The organism is uncultured Gimesia sp. (assembly GCF_963976445.1).
Classification (GTDB): Bacteria; Planctomycetota; Planctomycetia; order Planctomycetales; family Planctomycetaceae; genus Gimesia.
The window spans coordinates 92788-115164 of the sequence record NZ_CAXBKP010000009.1; the positions used below are offsets into that span (position 1 = coordinate 92788).

Sequence of the window (22377 nt, forward strand, 5' to 3'; positions counted from 1 at the left end):
ACCATTCTGCTCATCGTATCATTGCTGAAAAGTGGTTGCTCATTTCAGCGGTATGTCGTGCAAGTTATCAAGGAAATTTCAAGGATGTCAGGATCACATTTTAATGTGGCTGTGATTGGGACCGGCCCTGGTGGAGAAGGGGCAGCGATGCAAGCCATTAAGCAGGGCAAATCGGTGATTTCCATCGAGAAGTTCTACGAGATCGGCGGTAGTTGCACGCACAAAGGGACCATTCCCAGTAAAGCGCTGCGGTATTCGATTTTGCGGATGTCCGAAATCAATTCCCACTTGCGCCAAATGGGGCGTTCTGGAATGATTTTGGATCTGGAATTTCCTGAATTGCGGAAGACCGCTGCTTCCGTGATTCAGAAGCAGGTGGGAATGCGACGTACCTTTTATGAGCGAAATGGCGTTGAACTCGTTGAAGGAGAGGCTCGGTTTTTAGACCCGCATCGAATACACATCGACACACCCAATGGTCTGACAGAAGAAGTCACGTTTGACCACGCGGTGATTGCCACTGGGTCGCGTCCTTATCGTCCCGCTGATATTGATTTCGATCATCCCCGTATTTTCTGCAGCGATACGATTCTGGATCTGGATTTCACGCCGCGATCGATCAGCGTTTATGGTGCTGGGGTCATTGGCTGTGAATACGCATCCATGCTGCGAACGATGGGTATGAAGGTAAACCTGGTCAATACCCGCAATTCCCTGCTCGACTTTCTGGATGATGAAATCAGTGATGCGTTAAGTTATCATATGCGCGAAAGTGGTGTTTTACTGAGGCATTGTGAATATTATGAATCGATCGAGGGAACTGATGACGGTGTGATCATCTCTCTTAAATCCGGTAAGAAGTTGAAAACCGATATCCTGCTGTTTGCAGCGGGGCGATCTGGAAACTCAGAAAACCTGGGTCTGGAAACGTTAGAGATTCAGCCCGATTCTCGTGGTCAGCTCGAAGTGAATGACGATTTCCAGACCTCGCAACCGCATATCTATGCTGTAGGAGATATCATCGGTTTTCCATCACTGGCAAGTGCTGCTTACGTGCAGGGACGCTATGCCGCCAGTCATCTGGATAATGGGGAATGCGAGCGGGCTTTAATTCGTGATATTCCAACGGGCATTTATACCAGCCCTGAAATCAGTTCTCTGGGCAAGACCGAACGCGAATTAACGGAAGCGAAAATTCCCTACGAAGTCGGCCATTCGATGTTTAAGCATCTGGCTCGCGCGCAGATTATGAATTGCCCAACGGGGATGCTGAAGTTGTTATTTCATCGCGAGACTCTGGAAATTCTGGGGATTCATTGCTTTGGGCCAAACGCTTCAGAAATTATTCACATTGGTCAGGCAATCATGTCTCAGCCCGGCTCGGCGAATACGCTATTGTATTTCATCAATACGACGTTCAATTATCCCACGATGGCAGAAGCTTATCGTGTGGCTGCTTTGAACGGGTATAATCGCCTGTTCTGAAGTCAAACCTCTACCACGATTACAGGGGAACCTTTATGAGTCGCTCGCTCGTTTCGATCTTGTTGTTGGCGTTCATCGTATTTGCTGATGTGGCAAGCACATTTGCCGCGGAGACGAAGCAGCCGAATGTGTTGTTTATTGCCGTCGATGATTTGAATGACTGGATCAGTTGTCTGGGCGGGCACCCTGATTGTAAGACGCCGAATATTGATCGATTGGCATCGCGGGGCGTGTTGTTTACGAACGCCCATTGTGCTGCGCCGGCTTGCAATCCTTCGCGGGCTGCTTTGATGACCGGGATTCGCCCTTCGAATTCCGGCGTCTATTTGAATCCACAACCCTGGCGACCGGTGATGCCGGATGTGGTGACGCTGCCTCAGCATTTTAGCAGACATGGTTATCAGTCAGTGGGATCCGGAAAGATCTTTCACGGTCGCTATAACGATCCTGATTCGTGGGACGATTATCTGAAGCAGACAGGCGATCCCAAGCCGACGCCCGCTGTATTGAAAGATCCCCATAGCCGCGCAGGCTCGATCATCTGGGGCGTACTGGATGTGGAAGACCGGGAGATGAGCGATTATAAGATGGCCAACTACGCCATTAATTATCTCGGCAAGAAACATGCGAAACCGTTTTTCCTGGCGTGTGGTATTTATCGACCGCATATGCCCTGGCAGGTGCCTCGCAAGTATTATGACATGTATCCGCTCGACAAAATTCAGTTACCCAAGGTGCTGGAAAATGATCTGGATGATATTCCCAAGGCCGGCGTGCGAATGGCGAAGCCGGAAGGAGATCACGCAAAGATTCTCAAAACGGATAACTGGCGTCATTCAGTGCAGGGATATCTGGCCAGCATTGCTTTTGCGGATGTGCAGGTGGGGCGTGTACTGGATGCTTTGGATGCCAGCCCGTATGCAGACAATACAATCGTGGTTTTGTGGGGCGATCATGGCTGGCATCTGGGTGAGAAACATCATTGGCGCAAGTTTTCGCTTTGGGAAGAAGCGACGCGTGCACCGTTGATGATGGTTGTACCCGGCGTCACGAAAGCGGGTTCCCATTGTAAGCAAGCGGTTGATTTTATGAACATCTACCCGACGCTGTGTGAACTGTGTGTGCTGCCGATCGGAAAACATCTGGATGGCGTCAGTCTGGTGCCTTTGTTGAAGGAACCCACGAAGACATGGGAACGACCGGCGCTAACGACGCATGGCCGAATGAATCATGCGATCCGCAGCAATCAGTATCGTTTGATTCGCTATAAAGATGGCAGCGAAGAGCTGTATGACCATTCGCAGGATCCGATGGAATGGAAAAATCTGGCGGACGATCCGAATTACAAGACTGTGAAACAGCAGCTTGCACGGTGGTTCCCTGAGAAAAATGCTCCTGATGCGCCACATGATCAATCTCCAGGCCGCAAGCAGAAAAAGAAACAGCGGGGCAGTGGTAAACAGAAAAAGAAGGTTAAGGCTGCGAACTAGTCTGTGAACTAGGCTGCGAGCAAGTGGGTGGCTTTGTTATTCAATTTCGAGAACCACACGAAACCCGACATTATGCGCGTAGTTTGAGGGGGTGAGTTTGGAGCGGGATGCCGCCCGTGCGTGCTGAGGGAAGAAAGACCAACAGCCACTGCGTAAAACGCGCGCGGAACCGGCATTGGGGCCTTGGGGATCGGTGGCGATTTCGCCTTTGAAGGTCTGATAGTAGTCATCATCGAGCCAATCGCTACACCATTCTCTCACATTACCATGCATATCATACAGGGACCAGGGATTCGCTTTGAAACTGCCTACCGGAGAGGTAAATGCAAAACCATCCTCCGCTGAGATTCCCTTTAGATCACCATAGTTCTCTTGGAATTGCTGATTAGCGGATCCATCCCAGATATTCCCAAACTCTGTCATCGCTTCCGGGGCATTGCCATAGTGAAACAGACTCGTGGTCCCGGCACGACAGGCGTATTCCCATTCTGCTTCCGTTGGTAAGCGATATTTTGCTTTCTCTCTTCGGCTGAGCCATTCGCAAAAACTGACGGCATCGTTCCAGCTGACGTTGACGACCGGATGGAAGTCATTTTTCAACCAGCCGGTTTTTACCCAGTTGAATTCTATAATCCCGGTCCTGAATTTTTGTGGTACTTCATCCCAGCCTGCACCACCTCTTCCACTGCGTTCCAGTTCTGTTTTATAGCCGGTCATTTTTACGAATTGTTTAAAATCATCGATTGTGACCTCATGCATTCCCATATAAAAAGGTTTCTCGATTTGGACTTCGTGCTGAGGGTGCTCCTTTTCGAAATAGGATGGATTGGTGTCGAACTGTTGGGCGATTTTTGCTGCGGATTTGCCGCTACCCATCATGAATTTCCCTGCAGGGATCAAGGCGAAGTGCATCTCCAGGGAATTCGTGATTTTGATTTTCTTATCCAGTGCTTTTGCTAAGGATGCCTGTTGTGCTTGCGATTTCGAAGTATTGGTCGTTTGATTTGCCAAAAGTGGAATGGCTTGTTGCAATTCAGGGGTTTCTCCCGGCATTTTGATTTTGAGTTTATGAATGGAGCCTGAAGCGCTGCCGACAAGTACGGTTCTGTTGTCGGGACCAATGGCAAGATCCGTGGCAGTATCGTCGATATGATAGGTCGCAAGCAGTTCGCCTTTAATTAGATCCCAAAGTCGGATTGTGTGATCTGGTGCATATGAGGCTACCAAAGTACCATCGGGTGACACTGCCAGGCATTGGATTCCGTGAGTATGGCCCTTGAGTAAGTGAACTCGTTTTTGATTCTTCAGATTCCAGACTTGAATCGCACATTGTTTGTCACCATAGGCGCTGGTCAAGGCGTATTTCCCGTCGAGTGATAATGCAAGACAACGTATCGCGCCGATCTGGTCTTGATAGGTGTGGAGTAATCGTCCTCGATCCAGATCCCAGACCTTTAATTCATTGTCACTTCCTGAGAAGAGCTGACTGCCATCTGCTGACACAGCCATGCAGGTAATTCGTTTTTCATGGCCTTCCAGGAGGTGGAGTCGTTTGCGGTTGGTAAGATCCCAGACATAGATTTTATGCCAATTCGTCCGCTTATCTTTCGTTTCGGTAATTCCACGCGATCCATCAGGTGAGACAGTTAAGTTAGAAAAAGGTTGCTCAGTGTCAAATTTTTGGGTCATTGTTCCCGTCGTTAGATCCCAGCCCATGAAAAGAGAGCCAGAGCCTGAGATCGCAAATCGTTCATCTGGTAAATAAGAAATCCAATTATTGTGATGAAAAGTTTCTTCGATCTTTCTTTGCAATTTACCACTCTGTAGATCCCACACCTTTATTAAGTCGTTACTTGAGCCTGAAAGGGCCTGTTTCCCGTTGGGTGAGATGGCGACACGATTGACTTGACTGCTGTGAAATTCAGGGAATGGGACTGGATTACTTTTTTCCAGGTTCCATAATTTCAGAGTCGTGTCTAGCGAGCTTGAAACGAAATGATTCCCATCAGGTAAAAAAGTAATACTGTTGATTCTATCGGCATGTCCTTTGAATTTTCGGATTTGTTTCCCCGTTGCCATGTCGTACACCATCAGGGTCTGGGGGTACATTCCGGCAATGAGCTGCGTTCGATTTGGAGAAACTGCAAGGCAGGCAAGACTTTCTAATTTTTTACATTCCAGATTCAGAATCGGCCTACCGGTCTTAAGGTCCCATACTTTAGGTTGACTACCGCCTGTAATGAGAAGTTTTCCATCAGGTGTCACTGCAAAATCATGGAATACACCATTGCTAGATTTAAGCTCTCGAATTACTTTTCCGGTGTCATAGTCGCTCAGTATGAGCCTTCCAGATGATGAAGAAAAAATGATCTTCCCGTCTGGTGAAATCGCGACAGAAGAGACGCCCCGTTTGTGTCTACTGGTGGTTCGAATGAGTTCTCCTGTTTCCAGGTCCCAGAGATTTAAGCTCTTGTCAGAATCTCCTGAAATAACGCGTTTTCCATCGGGAGACACTGCCAGGCAAGAAACCGTCGCAGGGTGTCCCTTGAGAGTTTGAATTAATTTTCCTGTTTCGAAATCCCAGACTTTGAGTGTTTTATCAGACGAACCGGACACAACGCGTTTTCCATCAGGAGTGACCGCAACGCAAGTTGGGTTCTTGGTATGTCCCTTGAGTCTCCGTATTAAATTGCCGGTTGAGAGATCCCAGATTCTTAATAATCGGTCATTTTTCCCTGTGACAGCGTATTTCCCGTCAGGGGTTAATGCCAGACAATTATAGAATCCTGTTGCATTGCTGATCGTTCGGATCAATGGCCCACCTGCCTGATAAAATGTGGGCCATTCGGATCGGAACTGTATTTTCTGATTTGGTAGGATCTGAAAACCCGCCAGCGCGGGGTCCTGAGTATTAAAGAGCCGTAACTGTAACTGCTCGCGCAGGGCTTCGGGGTGATCTTCTAGAATATGCTGGGACAAATCCAATGCGGAAGCCATGGTTTGAATGACCGGGTCATTTACTTTTCGATACTCGGCGATTAGATCATTGATACTGACTTCAGTAAGACGTTGCTCCATCCATTTCGGGTTTAAGTATTCTGGTTCAGCTTTAACCGAAATTTGTAGACTCTGAGTCAGTTCATTCGGGAAGTTATCCAGATTCCGTTCCCAGGATTTGTTTTCTCTGGTCAGCTTGACTAGAAATTTTCCGGTTTGCTGCTTCGGTGTCAGATTGACTTTTAATTCTCCCTGGCCGGTGGCATTCGTTTTGAATGTTCCCAGTTTAATCCGTCCCTCTTTTTTGAGGCCCGGTTGATAGAGCACATCGACTGTCACGTTCGCAAGTTGTTTCCCCGGGTTTTTGTTGAAGGCATCTGCGCGTACTGTGAACTGTCCGACAAATTCTTTAGCTGGTGGAGGTAGAGCTGGTTTAGGTTTCACCGGAATCGGCTTGGGTTGTTCTGGCTGTTTTGCATTGTTCGGAACAGACTTGTTCGCTTTGGCTGCCAGTGCCTGATTGTGTGTGGCCTGGTGTTTCGGGGGCTGGCTCTTTGCTGACAGGTCAGGTGTTGGAGACGGTGAAGCGACGCTGGCTTGCTCCTGAGAGTCGCCTCTCATAAATTGCGTACCGAGCAGGATTGCGACTGCTAAGAAACCAACGGTTCCTACAGCGGCCCACGGATAGCTGATCTCGAATCCTGCCAGTTTTAATTTGGATACCTGCTGGGGTTGTTCTAGTGAGGAGATAACAGACGGTGATTCAGTCTGGATTGTCGAGAGAGGTGTAGACGGTGTAGACGGTGTTGGCTTTGGACTCTGTTTACTTTTAATGTGTTGTGTGTCTGTTTCTGATGAGGATGTTTCGGGAAGCGCGATTCCCAGTTTCGCTTTCAGCTTTGTGTCATACTTGGCTTTGTGAGGGGGAGACAATAAATAGGCGGCGACTTTCTTGATATCTTTCAGCAGCCTTTGCGACTGCTGTAATTCTTCACCAAAGGCATTTTGCTGGATGAACGCAGTGGCATTATCGGCGGCTGCCTTGATCACTTCGGGATTTTCTTCAAACAGCTCCAGTCCCAACAGTCGGTAAAAATGCGGAGGTTGATCTTGAGGTGGAATTCCAAGCCATCTTTGATAAGGGTCAAACTTTGTCATAGCTCGATTTGTCGATGATTTCAGGTAGGGAGAAAAGTCTTTTGTAGACTCTGATGATGCGGAAAACGCGGTCCGGACGCTCTCATTTACAATGATACGCCTGTCCAAATGGATGGTCAAATTGTATTTATGTAATTATCCATTTGTTTCAGGTTAGCGCAGGAGCAGCTGTGGTTCGCTGAACCAGAGGAATCATGGCAAACCCTGTCAGAAAAGGGGTTAACCGTAGATATAATGAAAGCCACTGTCAGCTTGCTGAGACGCACTGACAGTGGCTTTGTCTTGAAACGAGCAGGTGAAAGGAGCCGCTACTCTTTTTTCTTGCCACGATTTTTTTCGATCAGGGTGGCAAGTTCGTCGACGGTGACGATGGCGTCCTTATTCTGGTCGGCCTGGAAGAAGAGGGGAAGTTCCGTAAGTGGGACTTCGGCCTGTTCCAGTTTGCCGTTCGAATTTTTATCGCGTCGGCGGACGAGTCGGAAGGCGACGGTTTTGAACTGGTTTTCTGCCGTTGCTTCTTCTTTGGGGATGGCGACGTTGAAATAACCGATCATCATTTCGTGCCAGGTCTGATCGCCCCAGGGGACAGATTCATTCGGATTGGGATTTGAAAGGTTGCTGTCGGAGTTATCGTAGTGTGCGACACAGTGAATGTAGTCGCCGATTTCGATGGGGATCGGTTTTTCGATGCCGTAGGCAGTCTGCCAGTTGAAATCGAAGGCAGGGATGTCAATTAAGATTTCCCCTGGCTGATCCGGAGTTTTTCTCAGTTCATAACGGAACGATTTCCCTCGCAGGTGCATGTGGGGCATATAGCTCAACAGCAGCGCCTTGCGATCATTGGGGGGGGAAGTTGCTTCAATCTTGAAATTGTCATCATTGGCAGCGATCTTAAACCGACGGCGGACAAAGTCTTCATTGATGACCTGTGCCGTTACGACTTGATGAGTGACTTTCGATTCTTCGGTGAAGACCAGGCCGACTTTACTGCGGTCCTGTTGCTCAGTGCCGATGGGGGTGTAATGTATCTGAAATACCAGCTTGGAACCGGCGGGAATTTTTTTGGCCATCCCCGGATGCATCATGACTTCGCGTGAGCCGGGAACGTAACCGACCAGGAATTGATCGCCTTCGCCGAATACACGGACTTTTTTTCCTTGAGGCGGGCGGGCGAAAATCAGAATATGGTGCACGACGGCCCGGTTGCCGGGCAGCGCTTCAGCGCCGGTGATCCATTTGTCTTCTGTAAAGCCAGGGTCGACTGTGAAATATTGATATTTGACACCCCGTTTTCCAGCTTGCGCGGGAACGGTGAAGGGTTTGTCATCCATATAAAAAACAGCATCTGGTTTCTGGGGTAGCTTCCAACCGGTGACATACGTTTGCTGTGCGGGCAGGTCTTTGGGGTCTCCTTCAGGAGCCCCGTTTTCCACCCACTGATAGATGAGTTCTTTTTCTGCTTTGGTCAGACTGCGGTCATTCGCAAATTTGCCGTGAGCCGGGTTGGCATGCCAGGGAGGCATGCGTTGATCGCGGACGACTTCAGCGATGGTTTCGGCCCAGCCAGCGACTTCCTGATATTCTGCTAATTCGAACGGGGCAATTTCACCTTTACGATGACATTCGACACAATGCTTCTGAAGCAGGCGGGAGATCTGATTGGAATAGGTGACCGTGCTATTGGTATCGGGCTTGCGGATGCGACCGATGAAACAGCCGACCGGTTTTGTGGAAGCAACGCTGACAGGTTTCTTTGCGAGTAGCTCGGTAATGGCGACTTTCAGATCTTCCCGGTTAGGTTCATCTCTAAGATAACCAACGCCATACTGGTCATCGACGCGACCGTGATAGCGGATTATTTGTTCCTGATCAAGGACAAACACTTCGGGGGTTCGTTTCGCACCCATTTGATCGGCGAGATGGTTGCCGGCGTCTTTGAGAACCGGGAATTGGATTCCGTGTTTGCGTGCATAAGCGGCGATTTCAGTCAGCGAGTCCTGCTGGTTGGACATGACGGCATAAAAGGCGACGCCTTGCTTAGCATATGCATCGGACAGTTTCTGTAAACGATCGCCGTACAGTTTGGCCAGCGGGCATTCGGTTCCCAGAAAGGCGATGACGGTCAATGTTTTGTCTTGCTGGTCATGCAGTTGAACGGTTTTGCCTCGAAAATCTTTGAGGCTGAAATTGTCTACTTTTTTTCCGATCAGGTCATCTGTCGATTCGGCGAATACCGAAGACGTAAACAGGCAGACGGACAGGAATCCCGCGATTAGATAATAGAAGCGTTGCATTCGACCTTGAACTCCCCTCTCAACTCATATTTAATGATGGGCGCTGATTTTGTTTAAAACACCATTTTCGTATTAAACCCGAAATCGGGTTCAATGTAGCGTTTTTAAGAGCGATTTGATCTCGTCACAGAACAACTGGAGTTGAACTGGTTTTGTTCAAGCCGCTCTAGAGGTAAATACCCCGCTGGAAATGATTCTGTTTCAGAAATCAGAGAAAGATTTCAAATCACATTCATTATACATGCGATCAGAGACAAGGTAAATATCAGTGATAGTCGGATTGGGAACAGATATCATCGAAATCTCACGGATCGGTCAAATGATTGAGCGGCATGGGGATACGTTTCTGAATCGGGTGTTTACCGAGACTGAAAACGAGTATTGCGGCACCAAGAAAAATAAAGAGCAGCATTATGCCGGTCGCTGGGCTGCCAAAGAAGCGGTGATGAAGACGTTGGGCACGGGCTTCATTAAGGGGATTGGCTGGAAAGATATCGAAGTCATCAATTTAAAAAGCGGCAAGCCAACGATTGTGATTTCTGGTGGAGTCGAACTGCATGCCGGAGAAATGGGCATTGAGGAAATTCTGATTACAATTTCCCATAGCCGCGAATTTGCGACGGCGACCGCGATTGCCTTGGGAAATGCCAGATAAGTCTGACTCAGGAATTCGCTGATTAAATCTGTTCGGGGTCCAGAACTTTTTCGATGGTTGGCAATTTGTGACGCTCGAGATGTTCAATCAATGTAGATGGGTTGTCGTCGGCGATAATCAAGTCCCGGTATTTGGGTTTGATAAACTCCGACTCAATGCAATGTTCGACCATATTCAAGAGCGGATCATAAAAGCCGGTTGTATTCAGCAGGCCGATCGGTTTGGAATAAATTCCCAACTGCACCCAGGAGACGACTTCAAACAGTTCTTCGAGTGTGCCGAAGCCGCCCGGCATGGCGATGAAGGCGTCTGAGCATTCAGACATTTTTGCTTTGCGGGTGTGCATATCTTCGACGATATGCATTTCTTTGACGCCGGGATGAATCAGTTCCCGGGTTGCCAACTGTCTGGGAATGACGCCGATGACCTGCCCCCCGGATTCGAGTACGGCGTCGGCAATGACGCCCATCAAACCGACGCTGCCACCACCATACACGAGTGTGATACTACGTTGTGCCATCAGGCGACCAAGTTCAATGGCAGCCTGCTGGTACTGCTGGTCACTTCCCGATTTTGAACCACAAAAGACGCAGATACTCTTGAGTGTGCTCATGCGCCCGTTCCATCGGCTGGCTGATCATTTTCGGACGCGGGTTTTTCTTTTTCCTGATCACCGGTTTTGCTTTCGGGAGTGTTTTCTTTATAAGTACCCGGTTTGATCTGTGGGCCCCGTTGATGCTCTTTCAATATAGCCTGTAACTGATGCATGTCCATGACTTCGCATTCGAGTAAATCTCGTGTGAGATGCTCCAGCAGTTCGCGGCGTTCATCCAGAATTTCGTAAGCGGTTTTTGAGCATTGATCAATGATGCGTCTGATTTCCAAGTCAATTTCCCGCAGCGTATTTTCGCTATGAACGCCTTCTCCCGAAGTTTGGGAGTCACCCAGGAATGGGGAGCGTCTGGTTTCGCTGTAATGCACGCGGCCTAATTTCTCGCTCATCCCGAACTCAGTGACCATGCGCCGTGCCAGATCAGTGGCCCGCTGTAAATCGTTCTGGGCACCGGTTGATGTTTCCTGGTAAATGATGTCTTCCGCAGCGATACCACCCAGTAGCACACAGATCCGGCTTTCCAGCTCGCTTTGTGTGACCAGTTGTTTTTCTTCTTCAGGACGCTGTAGCGTGTAACCAAGTGCGCCCAGACCGCGGGGGACGATGGAGATTTTATGAACGGGGTCAACGTTGGGTAACGAACAAGCCACCAGGGCGTGACCACATTCGTGATAGGCGACGCGGCTTTTTTCATCTTCATGAATCAGACGGGTTGATTTTTCCAGACCCGCGACGACACGTTCGACGCCCTCTTCGCATTCGTGCATAGAGACGGCGTCTTTATTATTTCGCGCGGCGAGCAGAGCCGCTTCATTGATCAGATTGGCCAGATCGGCGCCCACGAAGCCGGGTGTGATCTTGGCGATGTGTTGCAGGTTGACCGTTTCATCCATTTTTACTTTGGCGCTGTGTACCTTGAGAATGGCTTCGCGGCCACGGACATCGGGTCGGTCGACGAGGACGTGACGGTCGAATCGGCCGGGACGCATTAACGCTGGGTCTAATGTCTCCGGACGGTTCGTGGCGCCCATCACAATGACACTCTGATCGGAACCGAATCCGTCCATTTCCACCAGTAAAGCGTTGAGTGTCTGTTCGCGTTCATCGTGTCCGCCGGGCATGCCGCTGCCACGCGTTTTTCCGAGTGCATCCAGTTCGTCGATGAAGATAATCGCTGGCGATTTCTGGGCGGCCTGCTGGAACATATCTCGTACACGGGCGGCACCCACGCCGACAAACATTTCCACAAAGTCAGAACCAGACAGTCCGTAAAAGGGGACTCCCGCTTCGCCGGCAACCGCTTTGGCGAGCATGGTTTTACCGGTTCCCGGAGGACCGACGAGCAAAACCCCTTTGGGGATTCGACCGCCGAGTGCCTGATATTTCGCAGGTGTTTTCAAAAATTCAACGATTTCACGTAACTCTTCGACTGCTTCATCGATGCCTGCCACATCATTAAAGGTGACCTCGATATCTTCCTGAGCATACATCTTCCCTCGACTGCGACCGAATGACATCGGCGAACCTGCGCCACCCATTCGGCGAAACAGATAAATCACAAAAATCAACAGCACAATCGGGAAGAACAAAACGGCTATTAGTGATTCCCATTCGGAAGGGCGGCTTTCTGAATCAACGACGATATCTTTCGATTCCAGTTTCGATTGCAGCTGCGCGCGGGTTTCTGAGGGAATCCCCCAGACCGGGATGTAATATTTCTTGGTTGTTTCTGGCAGCGTGCTTTTTTCCGGTGTTTCCGGTTTGGGCTGATCTTGGAAGACGATGTAGTCGGTGCCGAATTTCAGTTCGTGAACGTTGGTCTTGTTAAATTTCCCGTCATTGAGGCCTTTGATGAAGTCTCCGAATTTGATTTTGTCACCACGCGTATTGTTCGAGAAAATCGAAAGCGTGATAACCAGAACTAACCCGCCTACAATCAGGTACCAGAGCGCATTGCTCTTGGGCCCCTTGGGTTCAGCGCGGCGACCATCACCTTTGGGAGACTTCTCAGGTGGTGTCGGACGTTCTTTTTGATTTGGCTGATTCGGATCCGTGTTCGGCATGTGGAATAATCTTTTCAGAGGAATACGCTATGTTGACCAATTCGTTTGAAATGGCCGGGGGTCATAGGTTCATATGATTGGGTTGTTGATAAAAACCGTGTCTGAGAATCTAAACACAGAATGCACCTTAGCTTTATTGTTAATGTATGTCGTTTCAGCAAAGGGGTCAATCAAAGGTTTCTAGAGAAATCCCTGTTCTGAATAAAACCTGCCTGGAAAAGGACCTGCTGTAGCGGGAATGCCTCTTGCCATGTTTAATTATTACGCCTAAAATGCGGATTCGTTGGTGGTTAGGGCAAAAAACTGAACCGAGACATGTCTTTTTTCCGCTCTTAAAGTATCGATAACACAGTCAATTATACCGACTGAGGATGAGAAAACAGGGTCGAATGAAGCGAATAGCCGTTCTCGGGTCTACGGGTTCGATTGGTACCAGTACACTTGATGTGATTGCCGCCCATCCCGAGGAAATGCAGCTCACTGCGATTACCGCACATAACAGCTGGGATCTACTTGCGCAGCAGTCTCAGCAGTTTCAGCCTCGCTGGTCTGTGCTGAGTAATGCGGCGTTGAAGTCGACCGTGAGTACTGATGCTTTTTCCGATTCCACGGAACTCCTGTTTGGAGAGGACCAGATCGAACGTGTGGCGTCGTCCGATGAGGTGGATATCGTGATTTGTGGGATTGTCGGAGCTGCCGGCTTGAAAGGAGCCTGGGCTGCGATTGAAGCTGGTAAAACGGTCGGCATTGCCAACAAAGAGACGTTAGTCGTTGCAGGGCCACTCATTATGGACCTGGCGGCACGTAATAATGCGACCTTATTGCCTGTGGATAGTGAACATAATGCAATATTTCAGGCATTGCAGGCAGGACGACCTCAGGAAGTGAAACGTGTGATTTTGACCGCCAGTGGGGGACCATTTCGCGGTGCGACACTTTCAGAACTGGAACATGTCACCCCAGAAAGTGCCCTGGCCCACCCTACCTGGGAGATGGGGCCGAAAATTACCATCGATTCTGCCACGATGATGAATAAAGCGTTGGAAATTATTGAAGCCAAATGGCTGTTTAATTTGTCTGCTGAACAAATTTCGGTGGTCGTCCATCCGCAGTCAATCGTGCATTCGATGGTGGAATTTGTGGATGGATCGGTGGTGGCACAGCTCTCGCCTCCCGATATGAGGCTTCCCATTCAGTACGCACTTACGTATCCTGATAGAAAAGCGGGCCTGAATACTCCGATGGACTGGAGCCAGGCTTTTGGACTAACCTTTGAACCACCTGACCTGGAAGCGTTCCCTGCGTTGCGACTCGGATTTGAAGTTGCAGAAAAAGGGGGAACGTGCGGTGCGGTGTTGAATGCGGCGAATGAAGCTGCTGTTGAGCGATTTTTGGCGGGTGAATTTCGTTTTTGCGATATCGCGACATCCTGTCAACAAGTATTAGAATCACATCAATTCGATCCTGACCCTGATCTGGAAGAACTGTTTCTTCTGGATGGCTGGGCTCGCAAGGAGATAAAAAAGTGGAAGTAGTGTTGTCCGGTTTATTGTTAGGAACCCTCGTTGGCAAAATTACCAACATCGCCCTGGTAGCATTAGGGCTGGGGCTGGTCATTTTCTTTCACGAACTAGGGCATTTTGCCGTTGCCAAGTGGTGCAATGTTAAAGTCGAACGGTTTAGTATTGGTTTCGGGCCAATTATTTACAGCTTCAAATACGGCGAGACCGAGTATGCATTGTCGATCATCCCCTTTGGTGGATACGTCAAAATGCTGGGGCAGGATGATGTCGATCCCAGCCAGCTGACCAGTGAAGAAATTGCCCTCGATCCCCGTTCGTATTCCGCGAAGCCCGTGTATCAGCGAATGGGTATTATTTCGGCGGGTGTGATTATGAATATCATCACGGGGATGTTGTTCTTTGCGCTTGCGTTCCGCATGGGAGTGGCTTCAATGCCCAGTGTGGTCGGGGCAGCAATTCCGGGAATGCCAGCCTGGCAGGCGGGAATTCAACCTGGTGATGTGATCGAAAAAATTGATGGCGAAGAAGCCACTTCTTATATGGATATCATCCGCAGCAGTGCTTTCAGTGAGGGTGATATCACGATGGAAGGAACTCATCTGAATGGTGAGAAATTTGAAGTTTCCATCACGCCGGACCGCACAGGCACACGGCCTCAAATTGGTCTGATTCCTGCCAACAGTCTGAAGATTCCCTCGTATCAGGATCCCGGCGCCAGCGTCACCAGCAAAGGAACAGCGGCTGCCAAAGCGGAACCAAGTTTTTTGCAGGGAGACACATTCCGAACCATCAACGGCGAACCAATCGAGAATTATGCCCAGTTACAACGATCGTTTGCTGCCAAAAGCAATCAGACGTTAAAAACGGGGGTCAATCGCAAGGGGACGCCTGCTACGGAAATCGTGGAAATCACAGTGGGAAATAATCCCTTCCACAGCCTGGGGCTCTGGATGGATATCGGGCAGATTGAATCGATCCAGGATGGTTCACCAGCGGCACGCGCTGGTTTGAAAGTGGGCGACAAGATTACGCATATTGATGCTCAAGATGTGGGGAAAGCATTAAACCCTTTACGCCTGCCAAATTATTTTGCAGACAAAGCGGGGGAAACCGTTGCGATGGTTGTCAAACGACAACAGGATGCGGCGAATCCGACCGAAGTCAATTTGAATGTGGTTCCACTGGACAATCCAGCCTGGCTGGAACATCCGATTTATCCGAATACGCCTCTATCAGTAGGTTCACTGGGGATAGCCTTCCATGTGATTCCAACGGTACTCAAAGTAGAAGAGGGAAGCCCAGCTGACAAAGCGGGAATTAAGCCGGATGAGCGGATCAAAAAAATCAAGATCATGCTGCCGGAAAATCAAACCTCTGCTGACTGGGGAGACATGCCTGAAGTCAGCTATGAATTCGATGACAAAAATGTGAACTGGGCCAATGCGTTCTGGCAAATTCAGATGCGTCCGGGCTGGCCTGTGGAATTGACTGTCAGCAATAAACGACAGTTGCGCGAGGTCAAAATGATTCCCTGGGTGAATCCGAAACAGGTAGCGGGAGAACAGTGGTCTCTTCCCGTACGGGGAATCAAAATGGAACTGCTGCGGGAAACGAAGCAGGCGAGCGATATGGGACAGGCACTGGGAATGGGAGTCGCTTACACGACCAACTCTGCGAAAGATATTTACCTGACTTTGAAGAGCCTCTTTACGGGACGTGTTTCTCCTCTGGAATTGAGCGGTCCGGTAAAAATTGCATCAGTGGCATATGAGGTCGCACATCAAGGGTATTCCGAACTGTTGTTATTCCTCGGTTTTCTCAGCGTGAATCTGGCCGTGTTGAACTTCCTGCCGATTCCTGTATTGGATGGCGGCCATATGGTATTTCTGTGCTGGGAAGGAATTACCAGAAAACGACCCAACGAACAGGTTCTGGCTGCGGCTACCTATGTCGGCATGATTTTCGTGTTGGGGTTGATGCTCTTCGTGTTGTATCTGGATATTTTCCTGTAAGCGAAACAGAAATATATTTTGATGTACGTAAAAAATTTGCTATCCTGATATGATACTCAGCATTTCCTGGCTGTTCTAAGAACGGCAAGTCATATCTCAAATCAGGTGTAGTACATCGGAGAGCCTACAGATGACAGCAGGGCGATCCCCTCATAGTTCGGGAGATCAGGCGGCGGCCTGGTTGGCGACAGTGTTTACACTGGTCGGGGGATTGTTTGCCTGCGTGTTTGTTGTGGTCAGCAGTGGTGAACCACCGGGCAGGCCCATGATCGTCGCGATTGGCGTGATCACGGTACTACTGTTAGTGCTGTGGCTATTGCGCGATAAGCCGCCCGAAACGCAACAAGAGACACTCCGCATGTGGCATTGGTGGAAAAAGAAAGAAGCCGAGACTTGCGAGTACAAGCCGCGGCCCCGAAAACGTTCCAGCCATGTTGATTATGGAAATAACCAACCGCCGACGTTGGAGTCGATCCGTGAGACGGTTGATGATCAGCGGACCTGGGTGCCTTCCGTTCGGAATATCAAAGACACGAACGTCGATTCGCCTGAGACCGAAACAGAATAAGTATCTGGTCAGTCTGTCTTAGCGGAAGCGTGAGAACCGGCGACGGCGTGCCTGTCGTGTGGGAGGCTGGCTGGATTGATTACTATTGCGATATTGTGGCTGTCCCTGATTATTTTGCGCTGTGTTTTGCTGTTGTTCCAGAAATCGCTTTGAGTAACCAACAATCGGTTCTGACGGTTCTGGTTGATCAAAGTCTTTCTGCTTTGCGAACTCCTCCAGCTCTTCGGCATAGGTCGGGCGAGTGCGTTCGCGGTAGATGACCAGAGAGTCAATCGCATGATACATGCCACCTGGTTCCAGAGGCTGAGTCTTGTATTGAATCAGGTCATTGGCAATCCGAGCGACCGCACTTCTGACCCAGGGCTCATTCAAACGTTTCTGAGGCAAGGCTTCCATGATGAATTCCAGAGTGTGTCCGGTTGTTGAAACCCGTTTGTTGACATCGCTGGCATATTCTGGACCTTCAAAATACTTCGACGAGAAAGAACCGTCACGGTTCTGCATCGACCGGGCAGACTCAATATATTGACGCACTCGCATACTGGCTTCCAGCCAGGTGCCGCGAAGTTGCTTTTGATCTTTGGCATAGCTGTTGACTGCACTCGCTAAGGCGAACAAGCCATGTGTTCCGCCACAGGCCGACTTGGTGGGCTCTGACTGCATCTGGACTTGAACCAGCTTTTCAATGCTCCACTCTTCGCTTCTGTTGCTGGTCCATTCTGTGTTCCAAGATAGATAGCGTGAAAATGCCCAGAGTGTCCAGGTAATTTCTTCTTCGGTATTCACTTCTGCTTTGGCATTACGAATCATGTCAGCGATGGTGATCGTTTTTTCGCCCGTGTTAAATTTATGATCCAGGGGGATGCCGGCCATACCATAAAAAGCGAGGAACTGATTAGGGTGTCCTTCAAAGGCATAGGGTTCGGTAAAGGGGTGTCCTTTACCACCTTTGTCTGTGGTAATGAACCAGGGGCGGCCACGGAAGCTGGGGCCGGTTGAGACCCAGTCGATGGCTCTGATCCGTTTCTTGTCTTGATACAGTGCGTATTCCCAGCGGAGGGCCAGAATGCCATGGGCGATCTGCCAGGGAGTATGTACGTTGGTGTGCAGCATTCTGCGATGCGACACTTCAATGGCTTCATCAACCAGTTTGTCAAGCGGATCGACAATTTTGGGGACTTCCGGTGCTTTTGGCTTTTCCATGGAAGGCGTTGTTTTTTTGGCAATTCCCGGGAACGGTTTGGGTTCGGGAACGGTGTCTGTCTTCGATTTCTTGCTAGTCGCGTCGTCTGCGACGAGATCCGGCTTTTGGGCTTCAATGCTCAATACCGGTTTGCGGGCAACCAGTGGTTTTTCCACTTCTGTTTTAGTGGTGGTGACCTGTCGTATTTTAGTCGGTTGATCGCTGATTTCCGGAACGAGCAATCGAGGTCCTGGTGCTGCTTGAACATCGCAGGCAGCATGCAGGACGGTTGTGAATACGATTAATGTTGAACATTTAATCCAAAGGTGGGGCATCATCCTTGAATTCATTTCTGTATTCTTTCCAATATCGACAAGTTGTAGATTGATTATTGCAGGAAACGACAGTGAGCGTTTGAGTTTCCGGGCAAGATTCTGGATGGTCTCTCTGTGTTCAGTAGGAAGTAAGAAGCCTCCCCTGTCAAAATGAAGAGTGAACTCTGCATCTGATCAGGTTTGAGTTTCAGACTCTGACGAGTCTGAATGCTGCTTACTTCTTGAGAGACTCTTTCACATACGATTAGATGGAATTTTGAGAGAGTTGATTCGTATCCGAAGGAGTCGAGGTCCTCATTTTCTTAATATTGATATGTATAAATTATCGGTAGATGTAATTGATTGTGTTGACCGAGGATTCGGAGAAAGCGGCAACTCGTCCCACTTTCAGAAAAGGGGGGTACCAGTTACGTAAGATGGTGTATGTATTTTCGATTCGGATCTAATTATGATGTTTCGAATTAGTCTGGTTTGAATTGTGCTCCGCATTTTTCCAGAGTTCCGGAATGGGGGAATTGTGCAAAATGCTGGAATTCTTTAATTTTTGATGAAGTCAATGACGCGTTGAATTGCGCGTTTTTAATGAATAGCGCGTCCGACTAACGCTTCTTCAATTGTGAAGCAGTGGCGTGTCGATCAGGTAACAAGAACACAGTATTGTGAAACAGTTAAAACACATAGATAGACACTGAACCATGCAACCGATGTTAGTGTATTCCTCAAGTCTCAACTTGTGGGTCTTGGAGGTTTTTACTGCAGTCTGGTGCTTTGTGATGGGATCAGTAATTGGCAGTTTTTTAAATGTGGTCATCTATCGCATGCCGCTGGGGTTGAACATTTCCAAACCCAAGTCGCGATGTCCGATCTGTGAGACTCCCATTCGAACACGTGATAATCTACCGATTGTAGGTTGGCTCTTGCTTCGCGGGAAATGTCGAACCTGCCAGGCGCCGATCTCAATGCGGTATCCGATTGTCGAAGCGATCGTCGGTTGTTTTTTTCTACTATTGTATTTCTCGCTCGTTCATTCAGGCGGTCGGTTTCTGCCTTACCGGATTCCGAATAAGTTTTGGGGCGCTTACCAGAGTCTGGAGGGAAATACCTGGGATTTGATTGCCCTTGATCTCTACTATAATTATTTGTTCGTTGTGATTCTGGCAGCTGCATATATTCACTTTGATCTCCAGAAGATTCCCTTACGCTTGTTGATGTGGTGTTTTCTGATTGGCTTTTCGGCAGGCGTCTTTTTGCCGGAACTCCATCCGGTGCCTGCGATGATTGCGGTGGCAAGCGAGCCGTCTGCCGGTGATAGTATATTGAAAGAGTTGCATTATCATGGTTCACTTCACTGGGGCTTTCAGAGTGCGTCGTTGATCACACTATGGTGGGGATTGTTTTATGGCGGGATTGTGGGCTTCTTGTATAGCTGGCCGCTCGTGGTTCAAAGAGAGAAACCGAGCTCTCTGTTTCAATCGGGAACAAGTTGCCTGTTAATTCTGATTGGTTTGTATCTGGGATGGCAGCAGGTTGTGACCGTCGGCTTCCTGGCGGCGTTTTGTCTGGCTTGCTTTCAGATTGCCGTCCGAAACCGGAGTGTGGAACATCAGCCACTGCCGGCCTCTGCTTTTGTTGCCAGCATCTTAGTATTACAACTGTTGCTGGGGAAATATTTGACGCTTCTGCCGGGAGAGACGTCGGGCATGCTGTATCTGATCATCGTCGGTTGTCAGATCATTGCGATTCCGATACTGACCGGTCTGGCACAGTCTATTTATCGCAAACGAGAAACTCTCAGCCTTTTACAGGATCCGATCTCACTCGATGAAACCTCAACCCTCACACCTTGAGACCAGTTTACCTGCTGAGGTCATGCAGACACTCAGCGAGGGGACTTACATTCAGTTGGTTTTGAGTAAACCAATTGAAAAGCGTACGTCTGCCTGGAAAAAGGTGATGGTGCGTCCTGTGATCCTCAAAGACACCCTTCATTTTCAGATCGCCCTTTCCAAAGGGCAGCAGGAAGTTCATGAGAATCTGCTGCCTGCTGAAGCTGTGCAGCGCATCGTAGAATTATGGGCGGATCATTTTCGGGAAGGATACCTTTATACGCAGGTAGCCGACTCTCATTTTCAAAAAACAAAACAGGGAACCGTTCGTCTCAAAACGCATGCGCCCACCAAAGCCAAGCCTCTGCAGGCAGAGTCGCATAACCGTAGCAAGCAGTATCTGATTCCCGAAGGGACTCCTTGCGCGTTTCTGGAAGCGATCGGGGTGATGTCGGAGGCCGGCAAAGTAAAATCGGCGCAGTACCGTAAGTTTCGTCAAATCAATCGATATCTGGAATTCATTAACGATATTGTTCCCGGTCTGCCTAAGACGGGGGAATTACAGATTGTTGATTTCGGGTGTGGTAAAAGTTATCTAACGTTTGCGACGCACTATTTCTTTACGGAAGTGTTGCAGCGCGAGGTACAGATTACAGGACTCGATCTGAAGCGAACGGTGGTTGAGCATTGTCAGAGTATCGCGGACCAGTTGCAGTGCCGGGGACTTTCGTTTCAGACTGGCGATATTTCTCAGTTTGATGTGTCTCTACAAAAATGTGATCTTTCGATTTCACTACACGCCTGTGATACTGCCACCGATGCCGCCCTGGCGTCTGCGATTCAATCCGAAGCGTCGGTGATCATGGCGGTTCCCTGTTGTCAGCATGAAATCTTTCAGCAGATCACAAGTAAACCGCTGGAAGGACTGCTGCAGCATGGGATTCTAAAAGAAAAAACAGCGGCTTTGGTAACCGATGCCTTGCGGTCACTGGCACTGGAAATTTGCGGATATCGCGCGCAGGTTATAGAATTCATCGATACGGAACATACTCCTAAGAATTTATTGATCAAGGCGGTCAAACGGCAGTCGGAATTGAGCGTCCGTGATTTGCACGAGCTCGTCGGGCAGTATGAATCACTCAAGGGGCAGTTTGGAATAGAATCGTTTTACCTGGAACGTGCACTGGGTGCTCGGTTTCGGGAATTGTGTGAATCGTCACGGTAAGACGGGGTAGTTTAAATGATGCCAGATGAGCTGGAAGATAAGACGCGCAATCTCAAACGAATCAAACCCGGAGTCGGTCTGGTCATTTTTATCACGCTGGTATCTGGTTTGTTGATCTATAAGATTCAAAGTCGGGAATCGGTTCGAACGCGCCCGGAGACCATACCGGAGACCATACCGGAGACCATACCAGAGACGATATCTGCAAAGACCGAAAACAAACCAGCCTCACCAGTTCCGCAATCTGTTACTTCCGGTGTTCAACTTGATGAATCGCTTTCTGATCAAGAGATTCCCGATACATCGCTGACACAGGCAACGCCACAGACGGAGATCGTGCTGACACAGGCGGCGAATCGGCAAGCTTTACTACCCGATGTCGGCACCATTAATAAAGGCGAGTTAGAATCGACGAGTTGGCAAAACCCGTTTTATCGTTTGCTCTGGAAAAGCAAAGGCTGGAAGTTTACCGATGAGGGAATGGAATCCAGTCCGGATCAGATTTCTACAGCGACTTTTGTGCGACCTTATCAGAAAATCAGTGTCAGTTTTTCCGTGGAAGTGGAGCAGCGGATTCCCGCGTTTGAATTGCAGTTGTTGACTCGAGACCCGGCACATCCGGAAACCGTGCTAGTGACGAGTTCAGTGCACTTTCAACATGACTCGATCAGTGTGTCTGCAGAGTTAAAGGACGCGACCAAAGAACTGAAACGTGTCCAACTGAAACTGAAAGAGAATCCAAAGTCAAAATTGGTTCGGATTCGCTTTGTGGGTACAGGGAACCGATTTGTGATCAGCATCGGCAGACATCGCGTGCTGACCTGTACGCAGCCTGCACAGCAATCGGGCAAAGAATGTTATCTGAGCTTTCTGGCGGATGCAGAGCCCGTCAAAATTACCGCCTTGCGGATTGAAGGCGAATAAGTCGTTCACACGAAAATCGTTGCAAT

The 22377-nt window shown here is 49.1% G+C and carries 14 protein-coding genes; 9 read left to right on the top strand and 5 right to left on the bottom strand.

The window, feature by feature from the left end; all coding sequences use genetic code 11:
• Positions 1–84: 84 nt before the first annotated feature.
• Both sthA and AAC022_RS12145 read left to right on the top strand, forming a co-directional pair.
• Positions 85–1485 carry a Si-specific NAD(P)(+) transhydrogenase gene (sthA, locus tag AAC022_RS12140; RefSeq protein WP_339731217.1) on the top strand — a complete coding sequence of 467 codons (1401 nt, stop codon included), beginning with the start codon at positions 85–87 and terminating at the stop codon, positions 1483–1485.
• 35 nt (positions 1486–1520) lie between these two features.
• Complete coding sequence (locus AAC022_RS12145; RefSeq protein WP_339731218.1) at positions 1521–2975, top strand: sulfatase; 1455 nt, start codon at positions 1521–1523, stop codon at positions 2973–2975.
• Between the two features lie 36 nt (positions 2976–3011).
• Here the strand turns inward: AAC022_RS12145 and AAC022_RS12150 are convergent, their stop codons facing one another.
• Together AAC022_RS12150 and AAC022_RS12155 are read right to left on the bottom strand one after the other, a co-directional pair.
• Positions 3012–7130, bottom strand: a complete 4119-nt coding sequence (locus AAC022_RS12150) for an SUMF1/EgtB/PvdO family nonheme iron enzyme (protein ID WP_339731219.1) — start codon at positions 7128–7130, stop codon at positions 3012–3014.
• A 308-nt stretch (positions 7131–7438) separates the two neighbouring features.
• Complete coding sequence (locus tag AAC022_RS12155; RefSeq protein WP_339731220.1) at positions 7439–9424, bottom strand: thioredoxin family protein; 1986 nt, start codon at positions 9422–9424, stop codon at positions 7439–7441.
• A gap of 268 nt (positions 9425–9692) precedes the next feature.
• Between AAC022_RS12155 and acpS the strand changes: the two genes are divergently transcribed.
• A complete protein-coding gene (gene acpS / locus AAC022_RS12160) occupies positions 9693–10079 on the top strand; it encodes a holo-ACP synthase (RefSeq protein WP_339731223.1) in 387 nt (128 codons plus the stop codon).
• 22 nt (positions 10080–10101) lie between these two features.
• Here the strand turns inward: acpS and AAC022_RS12165 are convergent, their stop codons facing one another.
• Positions 10102–10692, bottom strand: coding sequence for a TIGR00730 family Rossman fold protein (locus AAC022_RS12165; RefSeq protein ID WP_339731226.1), 591 nt, complete (start codon positions 10690–10692; stop codon positions 10102–10104).
• The gene (gene ftsH / locus AAC022_RS12170; RefSeq protein WP_339731228.1) at positions 10689–12755 is read right to left on the bottom strand and encodes an ATP-dependent zinc metalloprotease FtsH; all 2067 of its coding nucleotides are present in this window, start codon (positions 12753–12755) and stop codon (positions 10689–10691) included. Before ftsH ends, AAC022_RS12165 begins: the two co-directional genes overlap by 4 nt.
• Positions 12756–13144: 389 nt before the next feature.
• On the opposite strand from ftsH, the gene AAC022_RS12175 reads away from it, so the two are divergent.
• The 3 genes from AAC022_RS12175 (at position 13145) to AAC022_RS12185 (ending at position 16858) form a co-directional block, all read left to right on the top strand.
• On the top strand, positions 13145–14290 hold the full coding sequence (locus tag AAC022_RS12175) for a 1-deoxy-D-xylulose-5-phosphate reductoisomerase (RefSeq protein WP_339731231.1): 1146 nt from the start codon (positions 13145–13147) through the stop codon (positions 14288–14290).
• The gene (locus tag AAC022_RS12180; protein WP_339731232.1) at positions 14281–16290 is read left to right on the top strand and encodes a site-2 protease family protein; all 2010 of its coding nucleotides are present in this window, start codon (positions 14281–14283) and stop codon (positions 16288–16290) included. The genes AAC022_RS12175 and AAC022_RS12180 overlap by 10 nt, the downstream gene beginning before the upstream one ends.
• Positions 16291–16420: 130 nt before the next feature.
• The gene (locus tag AAC022_RS12185) at positions 16421–16858 is read left to right on the top strand and encodes a hypothetical protein (RefSeq protein ID WP_339731234.1); all 438 of its coding nucleotides are present in this window, start codon (positions 16421–16423) and stop codon (positions 16856–16858) included.
• A gap of 18 nt (positions 16859–16876) precedes the next feature.
• On the opposite strand, the gene AAC022_RS12190 is transcribed toward AAC022_RS12185, so the two are convergent.
• Positions 16877–18379: a hypothetical protein gene (locus AAC022_RS12190; protein ID WP_339731235.1), complete on the bottom strand. Its 1503-nt coding sequence runs from the start codon at positions 18377–18379 to the stop codon at positions 16877–16879.
• Between the two features lie 770 nt (positions 18380–19149).
• Here AAC022_RS12190 and AAC022_RS12195 point away from each other — a divergent pair.
• The 3 genes from AAC022_RS12195 to AAC022_RS12205 are packed head-to-tail and all read left to right on the top strand — an operon-like array spanning position 19150 to position 22351.
• The gene (locus AAC022_RS12195; protein ID WP_339731236.1) at positions 19150–20223 is read left to right on the top strand and encodes a prepilin peptidase; all 1074 of its coding nucleotides are present in this window, start codon (positions 19150–19152) and stop codon (positions 20221–20223) included.
• Positions 20198–21427 (top strand): SAM-dependent methyltransferase, encoded by a 1230-nt coding sequence (locus AAC022_RS12200; protein WP_339731238.1) that lies wholly within the window; start codon positions 20198–20200, stop codon positions 21425–21427. The genes AAC022_RS12195 and AAC022_RS12200 overlap by 26 nt, the downstream gene beginning before the upstream one ends.
• A gap of 15 nt (positions 21428–21442) precedes the next feature.
• Positions 21443–22351 (top strand): hypothetical protein, encoded by a 909-nt coding sequence (locus AAC022_RS12205; protein ID WP_339731240.1) that lies wholly within the window; start codon positions 21443–21445, stop codon positions 22349–22351.
• Positions 22352–22377: the final 26 nt, after the last annotated feature.

What these genes read in the sequence shown, in the direction of transcription:
- AAC022_RS12200 (WP_339731238.1), top strand. Translation starts at nt 20,198, where the DNA reads ATGAAACCTCAACCCTCACACCTTGAGACCAGTTTACCTGCTGAGGTC.
- AAC022_RS12195 (WP_339731236.1), top strand. Translation starts at nt 19,150, where the DNA reads ATGGGATCAGTAATTGGCAGTTTTTTAAATGTGGTCATCTATCGCATG.
- AAC022_RS12190 (WP_339731235.1), bottom strand. Translation starts at nt 18,379, where the DNA reads ATGATGCCCCACCTTTGGATTAAATGTTCAACATTAATCGTATTCACA.
- AAC022_RS12155 (WP_339731220.1), bottom strand. Translation starts at nt 9,424, where the DNA reads ATGCAACGCTTCTATTATCTAATCGCGGGATTCCTGTCCGTCTGCCTG.
- AAC022_RS12165 (WP_339731226.1), bottom strand. Translation starts at nt 10,692, where the DNA reads ATGAGCACACTCAAGAGTATCTGCGTCTTTTGTGGTTCAAAATCGGGA.
- ftsH (WP_339731228.1), bottom strand. Translation starts at nt 12,755, where the DNA reads ATGCCGAACACGGATCCGAATCAGCCAAATCAAAAAGAACGTCCGACA.
- AAC022_RS12185 (WP_339731234.1), top strand. Translation starts at nt 16,421, where the DNA reads ATGACAGCAGGGCGATCCCCTCATAGTTCGGGAGATCAGGCGGCGGCC.
- AAC022_RS12205 (WP_339731240.1), top strand. Translation starts at nt 21,443, where the DNA reads ATGATGCCAGATGAGCTGGAAGATAAGACGCGCAATCTCAAACGAATC.
- AAC022_RS12175 (WP_339731231.1), top strand. Translation starts at nt 13,145, where the DNA reads ATGAAGCGAATAGCCGTTCTCGGGTCTACGGGTTCGATTGGTACCAGT.
- sthA (WP_339731217.1), top strand. Translation starts at nt 85, where the DNA reads ATGTCAGGATCACATTTTAATGTGGCTGTGATTGGGACCGGCCCTGGT.
- AAC022_RS12150 (WP_339731219.1), bottom strand. Translation starts at nt 7,130, where the DNA reads ATGACAAAGTTTGACCCTTATCAAAGATGGCTTGGAATTCCACCTCAA.
- AAC022_RS12145 (WP_339731218.1), top strand. Translation starts at nt 1,521, where the DNA reads ATGAGTCGCTCGCTCGTTTCGATCTTGTTGTTGGCGTTCATCGTATTT.